The sequence below is a fragment of the Streptomyces sp. NPDC060366 genome (assembly GCF_042725135.1).
Classification (GTDB): Bacteria; Actinomycetota; Actinomycetes; order Streptomycetales; family Streptomycetaceae; genus Streptomyces.
Map to the genome: position 1 here is coordinate 584,460 of NZ_JBHXDC010000003.1, position 12,043 is coordinate 596,502.

10 protein-coding genes are annotated in these 12,043 nt (G+C 69.6%); all 10 read left to right on the forward strand.

Annotated features, from left to right (window positions below):
• The first annotated feature begins 5 nt into the window (after positions 1-5).
• Positions 6-1,076: a threonine synthase gene (thrC, locus tag ACFWHU_RS11550; RefSeq protein WP_387224706.1), complete on the forward strand. Its 1,071-nt coding sequence runs from the start codon at positions 6-8 to the stop codon at positions 1,074-1,076.
• 256 nt (positions 1,077-1,332) lie between these two features.
• The gene (thrB, locus tag ACFWHU_RS11555) at positions 1,333-2,253 is read left to right on the forward strand and encodes a homoserine kinase (RefSeq protein ID WP_385801726.1); all 921 of its coding nucleotides are present in this window, start codon (positions 1,333-1,335) and stop codon (positions 2,251-2,253) included.
• Positions 2,254-2,644: 391 nt separating this feature from the next.
• A complete protein-coding gene (rho, locus tag ACFWHU_RS11560; RefSeq protein WP_385801724.1) occupies positions 2,645-4,720 on the forward strand; it encodes a transcription termination factor Rho in 2,076 nt (691 codons plus the stop codon).
• 203 nt (positions 4,721-4,923) lie between these two features.
• Positions 4,924-6,615 (forward strand): trypsin-like serine protease, encoded by a 1,692-nt coding sequence (locus ACFWHU_RS11565; protein ID WP_387224707.1) that lies wholly within the window; start codon positions 4,924-4,926, stop codon positions 6,613-6,615.
• A 229-nt stretch (positions 6,616-6,844) separates the two neighbouring features.
• Positions 6,845-7,954, forward strand: coding sequence for an LCP family protein (locus ACFWHU_RS11570; RefSeq protein WP_387224708.1), 1,110 nt, complete (start codon positions 6,845-6,847; stop codon positions 7,952-7,954).
• Between the two features lie 135 nt (positions 7,955-8,089).
• On the forward strand, positions 8,090-8,317 hold the full coding sequence (gene rpmE / locus ACFWHU_RS11575; RefSeq protein WP_023538649.1) for a 50S ribosomal protein L31: 228 nt from the start codon (positions 8,090-8,092) through the stop codon (positions 8,315-8,317).
• A gap of 113 nt (positions 8,318-8,430) precedes the next feature.
• A complete protein-coding gene (gene prfA, locus ACFWHU_RS11580; protein WP_385801718.1) occupies positions 8,431-9,522 on the forward strand; it encodes a peptide chain release factor 1 in 1,092 nt (363 codons plus the stop codon).
• Between the two features lie 156 nt (positions 9,523-9,678).
• Positions 9,679-10,518 (forward strand): peptide chain release factor N(5)-glutamine methyltransferase, encoded by an 840-nt coding sequence (prmC, locus tag ACFWHU_RS11585; RefSeq protein ID WP_385801788.1) that lies wholly within the window; start codon positions 9,679-9,681, stop codon positions 10,516-10,518.
• Between the two features lie 98 nt (positions 10,519-10,616).
• Complete coding sequence (locus ACFWHU_RS11590; protein ID WP_023538646.1) at positions 10,617-11,264, forward strand: L-threonylcarbamoyladenylate synthase; 648 nt, start codon at positions 10,617-10,619, stop codon at positions 11,262-11,264.
• Positions 11,261-11,902, forward strand: a complete 642-nt coding sequence (locus tag ACFWHU_RS11595) for a low molecular weight phosphatase family protein (protein ID WP_023538645.1) — start codon at positions 11,261-11,263, stop codon at positions 11,900-11,902. The genes ACFWHU_RS11590 and ACFWHU_RS11595 overlap by 4 nt, the downstream gene beginning before the upstream one ends.
• Positions 11,903-12,043 lie beyond the last annotated feature (141 nt).

Consider the following 12,043-nt stretch of genomic DNA (forward strand, 5'->3'; position numbering starts at 1 on the left):
GACCCATGACGAGCATCGGCACCCACCAGTGGCGCGGCATCATCGAGGAGTACCGGGACCGGCTGCCGGTCGCGGAGACGACGGCGGTGGTCACACTCCGGGAGGGCGGTACGCCGCTCGTCCCCGCGCAGGTCCTCTCCGAGGTCACGGGCTGCGAGGTGCACCTCAAGGTCGAGGGCGCCAACCCGACCGGGTCCTTCAAGGACCGCGGCATGACGATGGCGATCACACACGCCAAGGAGGCGGGCGCGCAGGCGGTCATCTGCGCCTCCACCGGCAACACCTCGGCGTCGGCCGCCGCGTACGCGGTACGGGCCGGCATGGTCTGCGCCGTCCTCGTACCGCAGGGCAAGATCGCGCTGGGCAAGATGGGCCAGGCGCTGGTGCACGGCGCGAAGATCCTCCAGGTCGAGGGAAACTTCGACGACTGTCTGACGCTGGCGCGCGGACTCTCCGACAACTACCCGGTGGCGCTGGTCAATTCGGTGAACCCGTCCCGTATCGAGGGCCAGAAGACCGCGGCCTTCGAGATCGTGGACGCGCTCGGCGACGCCCCCGACATCCACGTACTGCCCGTCGGCAACGCCGGCAACATCACGGCGTACTGGAAGGGCTACACGGAGTACACCACGGACGGTCCCGCGACCCGCACCCCGCGCATGTGGGGCTTCCAGGCGTCCGGTTCGGCGCCGATCGTGCGCGGCGAGGTCGTCAAGGACCCGCACACCGTGGCCACCGCGATCCGTATCGGCAACCCGGCCTCCTGGCAGCAGGCGCTCGCCGCCAGGGACGAGTCGGGCGGCTTCATCGACGAGGTGACGGACCGACAGATCCTGCGCGCCTACCGGCTGTTGGCCGCTCAGGAGGGTGTCTTCGTCGAGCCGGCGTCGGCCGCGTCCGTCGCCGGCCTGCTCAAGGCGGCCGAGGAGGGCAAGGTCGATCCCGGCCAGCGCATCGTCTGCACCGTCACCGGGAACGGCCTCAAGGACCCGGACTGGGCGGTCGCGGGAGCGCCCCAGCCGGTCACGGTCCCGGTCGACGCCGTGACTGCGGCCGAGCGCCTCGGACTCGTCTGAGGGGTGTCCGCGGCGGGCCGGTCACCGGTTCGCCGCGGACACAAAGCACACCAAGACCCTGCATAGGCGCACAGGAAGGCACGCGACACGCATCGTGCGCCTCCTGTGCGCCCTATGTCGCCACTGAACCTTCCTTCGATAAGCTGTACCCAACCCGCCCCGCCGCATATGCCGCGGTGTTGTTGCCTTCGTGGCCGTCGGGTGTTTCCGTATCTCGTCGAGACTTCGCAGCCACACAAGGAGAGTCGTCCAAGCGATGGCCGGTCCCGCTTTCCGCGCCGCCGCCGTAAGGGTGCGCGTCCCAGCCACCAGCGCCAACCTCGGGCCGGGATTCGACGCCCTCGGCCTGTCGCTCGGGCTCTACGACGACGTGGTGGTGCGCGTGGCCGATTCCGGCCTGCACGTCGACATCGCGGGCGAGGGTGCGCGGACGCTGCCCCGCGACGAGAACCACCTGCTCGTACGCTCCCTGCGCACCGCGTTCGACCTGCTCGGGGGCCAGCCGCGTGGCCTTGAGGTCGTCTGCGCCAACCGCATTCCGCACGGCCGCGGCCTCGGCTCGTCGTCCGCCGCGATCTGCGCCGGGATCGTCGCCGCGCGCGCCGTGACGATAGGCGGCGACGCCAGGCTCGACGACTCCGCGCTGCTGGAGCTGGCCACCGAGATCGAGGGCCACCCGGACAATGTGGCGGCCTGTCTGCTCGGCGGTTTCACGCTCGCCTGGACCGACGGGGGAGCGGCGCGCGCCATCCGGATGGAGGTCGCCGAATCGGTGGTCCCCGTGGTGTTCGTGCCCGAGATGCCGGTCCTCACCGAGACCGCGCGCGGGCTGCTCCCGCGCTCCGTCCCCCATGTGGACGCGAGTTTCAACGCGGGCCGGTCGGCGCTGCTCGTAGAGGCTCTGACCAGGCGTCCCGAGCTGCTTCTCGCGGCCACCGAGGACCGGCTGCACCAGGAATACCGCGCTCCGGCGATGCCGCAGAGCGTGGAGCTCGTGGGCCGACTGCGGGCCGACGGCGTCCCCGCGGTCATCTCCGGCGCGGGCCCCACGGTCCTGGCGCTGACCGACGACAGTGCGGCCGACAAGGTCGTACAGCTGGCCGGCGAGGGCTGGGCGGCGCACAGGCTCGGCCTCGACGGCACGGGCGCGAGCGTTCTGCCGCTCGGTTCTCAGTGACGGTGGATTGCCGGTGAGTGAGAGGGGGAATGTTTGTTGGAGCCGGTAGTGTTAACCTCAAGTCTGCACCCGAAGTCTTTTTGGCTCGGTGCTTCGCGTCCCCATTCGGGACCACCATTCTTCCGGGAGCCTCCCCGACTGCCTGAGCAGCCTGCCTGAGCAGTTTTGAGCACGCCCCGGAACCGGCACGACACCCCTCGCTATGTCCAGGAGTGGGCCGAGCAGGGGGACCTCGGGCCGGACCCATTGCACGTACGCAAGTTTTCCGCCGTACCCGGCGGGACCATCGCCCCGACCTCGGCCGTGATCGACACGATCACAGCCCGCGGTCGGACAGCACAACCGGTCGCCGAGCCAGAAGGCCGACGTCCGCTCCAGGGAAGGACCCTTCGTGAGCGACACCACCGATCTGATGGGCGTGAGCGCCGACAACAGCGTCGACACCACCGCGCCCGCCGAAGGTGCTGCCACTGGCACCACCTCACGGCGCCGCCGCTCCGGCACCGGCCTCGACGGCATGGTCCTGGCCGAGCTTCAGCAGGTCGCGTCCGGCCTCGGCATCAGGGGCACCGCGCGGATGCGCAAGAGCCAGTTGATCGAGGTCATCAAGGAGGCGCAGGGCGGCGGTTCGCCCGCGCCGAAGAGCGACGGGGCGGCCGGCGGCGACGCCGAGGCGAAGCCCAAGCGGCGCGCCACCTCCAAGGCCCGTACGGGCGACACGGCGCCCGCCGCCGAAGCCCCCGCCGCCGACAAGGCCGCGGACCGTGCCCCGGCCAAGGCCGAGAAGGCCGACAAGGCCGACGGGCAGATCGACATCCCGGGCCAGCCGGCGAGTGACGACCAGCCCTCGGGCGAGCGTCGTCGGCGCAGGGCCACCGCGCAGGCGGGCAGCCCGGACAGCAAGACCGAGACCCGCGGCGAGTCGGGCACCGACACCGTCGTGGACGAGCGTCCCGACGCCAAGGCCGAGGCCGCCGTCTCCGCGTCCGCCCAGGGGGACGCCGACGGACGCCGCGGCGACCGCCAGGAGCGCGGCCAGCGTGGCGAGCGCGGCGACCGCGACCGCGGTGACCGCCAGAGCCGCCAGCGTGACCGCCGGGGCAAGGGCGACGACCAGCAGGGCGGCGGCGGCCAGCAGGGCGGCGGCCAGCGCCAGCAGCGCCAGGGCCAGGGCGGCGGCCAGAACCAGGGCAACGGCCCGCAGGACGACTTCGACGACGAGGCGGGCGGCCGTCGCGGCCGTCGCGGCCGGTACCGCGACCGTCGTGGCCGTCGTGGCCGCGAGGAGTTCGGTGGCGGCGGCGAGCCGCAGGTCGCCGACGACGACGTGCTGATCCCCGTCGCGGGCATCCTCGACATCCTCGACAACTACGCGTTCATCCGGACCTCCGGCTATCTGCCGGGCCCGAACGACGTGTACGTGTCGCTCGCCCAGGTCCGCAAGAACGGCCTGCGCAAGGGTGACCACGTCACCGGCGCGGTGCGCCAGCCCAAGGACGGCGAGCGCCGCGAGAAGTTCAACGCGCTCGTGCGCCTGGACTCGGCGAACGGCATGGCGGCCGAATCGGGCCGCGGACGGCCGGAGTTCCAGAAGCTGACCCCGCTCTACCCGCAGGACCGGCTCCGTCTGGAGACCGACCCGGGTGTGCTGACGACGCGGATCATCGACCTCGTCGCACCGATCGGCAAGGGCCAGCGTGGTCTGATCGTGGCCCCGCCGAAGACCGGCAAGACCATGATCCTCCAGGCGATCGCCAACGCGATCACGGTCAACAGCCCCGAGTGCCACCTGATGGTCGTCCTCGTCGACGAGCGTCCCGAAGAGGTCACCGACATGCAGCGGTCGGTGAAGGGCGAGGTCATCTCCTCGACCTTCGACCGCCCCGCCGAGGACCACACCACCGTCGCCGAGCTGGCCATCGAGCGCGCCAAGCGCCTCGTCGAGCTGGGTCACGACGTGGTTGTCCTGCTGGACTCCATCACCCGCCTGGGCCGCGCCTACAACCTCGCCGCCCCGGCCTCCGGACGCATCCTGTCCGGTGGTGTCGACTCGACCGCGCTCTACCCGCCGAAGCGCTTCTTCGGTGCGGCGCGCAACATCGAGGACGGCGGTTCGCTGACCATCCTGGCCACCGCGCTCGTCGAGACCGGCTCGCGCATGGACGAGGTGATCTTCGAGGAGTTCAAGGGCACCGGCAACATGGAGCTCAAGCTCGACCGGAAGCTCTCGGACAAGCGCATCTTCCCGGCGGTGGACGTGGACGCGTCCTCCACCCGTAAGGAAGAGATCCTGCTCGGCAGCGACGAACTCGCCGTCGTCTGGAAGCTGCGCCGGGTGCTGCACGCGCTCGACCAGCAGCAGGCGATCGAGCTGCTGCTGGACAAGATGAAGAAGACGAAGTCGAACGCGGAGTTCCTGCTCCAGATTCAGAAGACGACTCCGTCGCCCGGAAACGGCAACGACTGACACACCGTCGGACGTTGTTCCGGGATTCTGTCCCGATTGCTCAACTTGCTTATGGATCCGCCCCGTTACTCCGGTGACGGGGCGGATTTCTGCATGTAATATCCGATGAGCCGTTCCATCCCCCCACACGGCGCCAAACCAATTCCCTTGATTAGTGGGAGATTTGCGTGCGTGTGTCGCGTCATGACCGACCGGTCCGGAGAGTGCGAAGACTGATAGCCGCTGGTACAGCGGCCCTTGCGGTCCTCGCCGGCGGACTCGTCGCCACAGCACAGGCCGCCGAAGGCGACGGCGGTGAGAAGTTCCTGCCGCCCAAGGATGCCCAGGTCGTCAGCTCCAAAGAGATCTCGCCGCGAATCATCGGCGGAACGAACACTTCCATCAGCAGCGCCCCCTGGATGGTGCAACTGCTTTTCGAGTTCGACAACGACGGATACTTCTACTTCACCTGCGGCGGAACGCTCGTCGCGCCCAACAAGGTTCTTACGGCGGCGCACTGCGTCACCGACGAGAACGGCAATGCGCTCGACATGGTCGGCCGCGGCATGATTCTGGCCAACACGGCCAAGCTCGCCGGTGGTCCGAACGACGAGGGCACCGTGGCCAGCATCAGCCGGTCGTACGTCGCCGGCTCGTACAACGCGGACGCGATCGACAACGACATCGCGCTGCTGACGCTCGCCAAGCCCCTGACGGGCACTCCGGCGCAGCCCGCCCCGTACCGGGAGACCACCCGCTACGCGCCGGGCACCACCGCCACCACCTACGGCTGGGGCATGACCGGCTCGAACCCGGACGTGGACCAGCTGGCCGACACCCTCCAGCGGGTGACACAGCCGCTGAACTCGGACGCCGACTGCACCGAGAACCTCGACACCGTGCTCAACAGTCCGGGCGCCTTCAAGCCCGGCCACATGATCTGCGCGGGCGTCGGCGGCACGGGCGACAACAGCACGGGCAAGGCGACCTGCCCCGGTGACTCGGGCAGCCCGATGATGGTGAACGGCCGGATCATCGGCGTCACCTCCTGGGGCGTCTCCACCCAGTCCGAACTGTGCAACTACCAGGGCACGTTCGACGTGTACACCAAGGTCTCGACGTACATGCCGGCCCTCCAGCCGCGCATCGACGACACCAACTTCAGCCGCGACACCAAGGCTGACCTGTGGGCCCGCACCAGCGCGGACGGCAAGGCGTACACCTTCACCTCCACCGGCGACAAGTTCGCCTCCCGCAAGGCGTTCACCGGCACCTTCAGCGCCTACAACCTGGTCGTCCAGACGGACCTGAACAGGGACGGCTACGAGGACCTCGTCGCGCGCGGCAACTCCGGCGACGTGTACTGGCTGCACCGCTCCGCGAGCAGCTCCACGTACGCGAAGACCAAGATCTTCAGCGCCTGGAACACGGTCCGCGCGATCGTCACTCCCGGCGACGTCACCGGCGACGGCAACCCCGACCTGCTCTCCGTCACCTCCACCGGTGAGCTGCGGCTCTACCCCGGTACGGGCAAGGGCACGTTCGGCACCTCCACCGCGGTCGCCACCGGCTACCAGCTCTACAACCAGGTCCGCGGTCACGGTGACTTCACCAACGACGGCAAGGCCGACCTGCTGGTCCGCCGGGGCAGCACCGGTGACCTCCTGCTGGCCAAGGGCACCGGCGACGCCGCCGCCCCGTTCGAGACGCCCGTCGTGGTCCGCACCAACTGGTCCGCGTACACCACCATCGCCACCCCGGGTGACGTGAACGGCGACGCCAAGCCCGACGTCGTCGTCCGTAACGCGGCCGGCTCCCTGTACCTCCTCAAGGGCACCGGCAAGGGCACGTCCGAGATCTTCACCACAGGCCTGAACATCGGATCCGGCTGGACCGGCTACCACACCATCGCCTGAGAATCGCAGGTCAGTGACCGGGTGACCGGTCCCCGACCAGGCTCATCGCACCACTTTCTGTGGCCCCCGCCCCGGCGGGGGCCACAGCTTGTTGTGCAACCCTGCGTGCTGCCCCGCACGTCCGACCCCATGGACGACGAACCGTGGCTGAACGCCGTGGCAAGGGGTAACCGCACACGCTACGAGAGCCGACGACAACCGGCGGGAGCCGGCGAGAGCCGAGGAGCACATGACGGATCAGAGCAAGGGCGGCCGAATACGCGCGACCGGTACGCGCCGCAAGAAGCCGAGCACGCGCGCTCGCGCCACCACCGTGGCCGCGTGGTCGGCCGCAGCCCTGGTCCTCGTCGGCGGTTCCGGTCTCGGATACGTGTACTTCAAGCTCAACGGCAACATCCAGGGCGTCGACATCAACGCCAGGCTCGGCACCGACCGCCCCGTGAACGTCGACAACGGCTCGATGGACATCCTCGTCCTCGGCTCCGACTCACGCTCCGGCGACAACGCCGAATACGGCGCAGACCAGGGCGGAGCCCGTTCGGACACCGCGATGATCATGCACGTCGACGAAGGCCACAAGAAGGCCGGTGTCGTCTCCGTACCGCGCGACACCATCGTCGAACGCCCCGACTGCGAGGACGGCGACGGCGACACCGCCGCCGGCGAGCGACGGGCCATGTTCAACACCGCGTACGAGGTCGGCGGCCCGGCCTGCGCGGTGAAGACCGTCGAGAAGATGTCCGGCATCCGCATGGACCACTACATCGAGGTCGACTTCACCGGGTTCAAGCAGCTCATCGACGACCTCGGCGGCGTGAAGATCACCACCACCGAGGCCATCGACGACTCCAAGAGCCATCTGAATCTCGAACCCGGCACCCACACCCTGGACGGCGAGCAGGCGCTCGGCCTCGTCAGGACGCGCAAGAGCGTCGGCGACGGCAGCGACCTGGGCCGCATCCAGCTCCAGCAGGCCTTCATCAAGGCGCTGATCACCCAGGTCAAGGACATCGGCCTGCTCAACAGCCCCAAGAAGCTGTACGACATCGGCGACACCGCGACGCGGGCGATCACCCCCGACTCCGAGCTGGACACGGTCAAGGAACTCGCCGGCTTCGCCGGCGGCCTGAAGAACCTCGGGGCCGAGGACGTCAACATGATCACCCTGCCCGTCCGGTACGACCCGGCGGACCCCAACCGCGTCGTACCCCTGGAGAAGGCGTCCGAGCAGGTCTGGACGGCGCTCAGGGCGGACAAGCCGATCCCGGCGTCCGCGACGAAGGAGTCCGCGGGCGACAAGGGCGACGCGTCCGACGTGGTCACGGGCGGCGCGGAATAGATCCGGGACCACCCCGGTTTTGGAGATACGGCCGGTCCTGGCAGACTGGATCGTCGGCCCCGGTTCACGTACGAGCATCCGCGCGTGCGACCCGGCGCCTTCCTCGCCTGGCGAGGATGTTCCCTAGGAGACACCTTGAAGCGCGACATCCACCCCACGTACGTCGAGACCCAGGTCAGCTGTACCTGCGGTGCGTCGTTCACCACTCGCAGCACGATCGAATCGGGCTCCGTCCGTGCCGAAATCTGCTCCGAGTGCCACCCGTTCTACACGGGCAAGCAGAAGATCCTCGACACCGGTGGCCGCGTGGCCCGCTTCGAGGCCCGCTTCGGCAAGGCTGCCGCCGGCTCCGCCAACAAGTAGCGAGCCGATTGCGCCGGTTCTCGGTGCCCCTGCCCTGGGGTGCCGGGACCGGCGCTTTGCCGTCCATAAGCAACTTCGCGCAGCACTTCCGTACGCAACCCAGGAGCCCCCGAATGTTCGAGGCGGTCGAGGAACTGGTCGGCGAGCACGCCGACCTGGAGAAGAAGCTCGCCGACCCGTCGGTCCACGCGGACCAGGCGCACGCCCGCAAGCTCAACAAGCGGTACGCCGAACTGACCCCGATCATCGGGACGTACCGCTCCTGGAAGCAGACCGGGGACGACATCGAGACGGCCCGTGAGTTCGCCGCCGACCCCACCGACACCTCGGCCGGCGAGTTCGCCGCCGAGGTCAAGGTGCTGGAGAAGCAGCGCGACGAACTCACCGAGAAGCTGCGGCTGCTGCTCGTCCCGCGCGACCCCAGCGACGACAAGGACGTCATCCTGGAGATCAAGGCGGGCGCGGGCGGCGACGAGTCGGCGCTGTTCGCCGGTGACCTCCTGCGGATGTATCTGCGCTACGCCGAGCGCGTGGGCTGGAAGACCGAGATCATCGACGCCACCGAGTCCGAGCTGGGCGGCTACAAGGACGTCCAGGTCGCCGTGAAGACCAAGGGCGGCAACGGGGCCACCGAGCCGGGACAGGGCGTCTGGGCGCGGCTCAAGTACGAGGGCGGGGTGCACCGCGTGCAGCGGGTGCCCTCCACGGAGTCGCAGGGCCGGATCCACACGTCGGCGGCCGGCGTGCTCGTGACGCCCGAGGCGGAGGAGGTCGAGGTCGAGATCCTCGCCAACGACCTGCGCATCGACGTCTACCGCTCGTCGGGCCCCGGCGGCCAGTCCGTCAACACGACCGACTCCGCCGTCCGGATCACGCATCTGCCCACCGGAGTCGTCGCTTCCTGCCAGAACGAGAAGAGCCAGCTCCAGAACAAGGAGCAGGCCATGCGTATCCTGCGCTCGCGGCTCCTGGCCGCGGCACAGGAGGAGGCGGAGAAGAACGCGGCGGACGTCAGGCGCAGCCAGGTGCGTACCGTCGACCGGTCCGAGAAGATCCGTACGTACAACTTCCCGGAAAACCGGATCTCGGACCACCGGGTCGGCTTCAAGGCGTACAACTTGGACCAAGTGCTCGACGGTGAGCTGGCGGCAGTGATCCAGGCTTGTGTCGACGCCGACTCGGCGGCGAAGCTCGCGGCCGCCTGAGCCTGCTCCGCAACCCCGCGCACCCGCGCACCCCGCGTCACTCCCTTCCGATCACGACCCGTCCCCTTCTACGTCTCAGGAGGAACCAGCGTGCAGACACCTTCTGGGGGGCCAACCGACCCTCAGCGGCTCCGCCGTGGGCCCGCCCCCCGCAGTCTGCTGCTCGCCGAGGTGGCCCAGGCCACCCAGCGGCTGGCCGACGCGGGCGTGCCGTCGCCGCGGTTCGACGCGGAGGAGCTCGCCGCGTTCGTGCACGGTGTGAAGCGCGGAGAGCTGCACAGCGTCGTGGACGAGGAGTTCGACGCCCGCTACTGGGAGACCGTCGCGCGCCGCGAGGCCCGCGAACCGCTCCAGCACATCACCGGGCGGGTGTTCTTCCGGTATCTGGAACTCCAGGTCGGGCCAGGGGTGTTCGTGCCCCGGCCGGAGACCGAGTCCGTCGTCGGCTGGGCCATAGACGCGGTCCGCGCGATGGACGTCGTCGAGCCGCTGATCGTCGATCTCTGCTCGGGATCCGGCGCGATCGCGCTCGCGATGGCGCAGGAGGTGCCGCGCTCGCGTGTGCACGCCGTGGAGCTGTCCGAGGACGCCCTCACCTGGACGCGGAAGAACGCCGAGGGGTCCAGGGTCACCGTGCACCGCGGAGACGCTCTGACGGCCCTCCCCGACTTCGACGGCCAGGTCGACCTGGTCATCTCCAACCCGCCGTACATCCCGCTCACCGAGTGGGAGTACGTGGCGCCCGAGGCCCGCGACCACGACCCGCAGATGGCGCTCTTCTCCGGCGAGGACGGCCTCGACACGATCCGCGGCATCGAACGCACCGCGCACCGGCTGCTGCGGCCCGGCGGCCTCGTCGTCGTCGAGCACGCGGACACCCAGGGCGGGCAGGTCCCGTGGATCTTCAGCGAGGAGGCCGGCTGGGCGGACGCGGCCGACCACCCGGACCTGAACAAGCGCCCGCGCTTCGCGACGGCGCGCAAGGCCATGCCGTGAGGACCGGAACAGGGACGACGAGGGTCACCTCCGCTTCCGTGACCTCAGCCGCGACGAACCGAGCACATCAGAAGACACAGAAGAGAGAGGGCCGTTAGATGGCACGGCGATACGACTGCAACGACGCGACCGACCGTACGACCGGTCTGCGTGAAGCCGCGTCCGCCGTCCGCCGCGGCGAGCTCGTCGTCCTGCCCACCGACACCGTCTACGGGCTCGGCGCCGACGCCTTCAGCTCGGAGGCCGTCGCCGATCTCCTCGACGCCAAGGGCCGGGGCCGCAATATGCCCACTCCCGTGCTCATCGGCTCCCCGAACACCCTGCACGGCCTCGTCACGGACTTCTCGGAGCAGGCCTGGGAGCTGGTCGACGCCTTCTGGCCGGGCGCGCTCACGCTCGTCGCCAAGCACCAGCCCTCGCTCCAGTGGGACCTTGGCGACACCCGTGGCACCGTCGCGATCCGGATGCCCCTGCACCCCGTCGCGATCGAGCTGCTGACCGAGGTCGGCCCGATGGCCGTCTCCAGCGCGAACCTGACAGGACACCCGGCGCCGGAGGACTGCGACGCGGCGCAGGAGATGCTGGCGGACGCTGTGTCGGTCTATCTCGACGGCGGGAAGACCCCCGGCATCGTGCCGTCCTCGATCGTGGACGTGACGGGCAAGGTCCCGCTCCTGCTGCGCGCGGGCGCCGTCGACGCCGACGAGCTGCGCAAGGTCGTACCCGACCTCGAGGTGGCCAATTGACCGCCCCTGAGGGGCGTGGCATAGCGGGACTCCCCGACACCTTCCGCATCCTCCACGTCAGTACCGGCAACGTGTGCCGCTCGCCCATCACCGAGCGGCTGAACCGCCATGCCCTGAGCGACCGCCTCGGCGAGCGGCTCACGGGCGGGCTCATCGTGGAGAGCGCGGGCACCTGGGGACACGAGGGGGCCTCGATGGAGGCCAACGCGGAGGCCGTCCTGGCGGATTTCGGCGCGGACCCGTCCGGCTTCGTCGGACGGGAGCTGCTGGACGAGCACGTGATCCGCGCGGACCTGGTGCTCACGGCGACGCGTGACCACCGGGCGCAGGTCATCTCCATGGGGCACTCGGCGGGGCTGCGGACCTTCACGCTGAAGGAGTTCACGCGTCTCGTACGGGCCATAGACCCGGCGACGCTGCCCGACCCCCTCGACGAGGGCGTGGTCGAGCGCGCCCGTGCGCTGGTGCGTGCCGCCGCGGCGCTGCGCGGATGGCTCCTGGCCCCCAACGCGGAGGCGGACGAGGTCTACGACCCGTACGGCGCTCCCATCACCTTCTTCCGCTCCATCGGCGACGAGATCCACCAGGCGCTGGACCCGGTGGTGACGGCGCTCACGGGTGTGCCGACCCGGCACTGATCCCTCGGCCGGTCCGCCGCTCGCACACCGTTGAACAGCGGCGACGCACCGTGAGAAATCCGGCGGGGCGTAGGGTGAGACGAATTTGTGCAACCATCGCGCCGCCGTGTATGTCCTTGACCATGTGGCTACGCGCATTCC

Excerpts from the sequence above, each read along its gene's own strand:
- thrB (WP_385801726.1), top strand. The coding sequence starts at position 1,333 with ATGGCCGGTCCCGCTTTCCGCGCCGCCGCCGTAAGGGTGCGCGTCCCA.
- prfA (WP_385801718.1), top strand. The coding sequence starts at position 8,431 with ATGTTCGAGGCGGTCGAGGAACTGGTCGGCGAGCACGCCGACCTGGAG.
- ACFWHU_RS11570 (WP_387224708.1), top strand. The coding sequence starts at position 6,845 with ATGACGGATCAGAGCAAGGGCGGCCGAATACGCGCGACCGGTACGCGC.
- thrC (WP_387224706.1), top strand. The coding sequence starts at position 6 with ATGACGAGCATCGGCACCCACCAGTGGCGCGGCATCATCGAGGAGTAC.
- ACFWHU_RS11590 (WP_023538646.1), top strand. The coding sequence starts at position 10,617 with ATGGCACGGCGATACGACTGCAACGACGCGACCGACCGTACGACCGGT.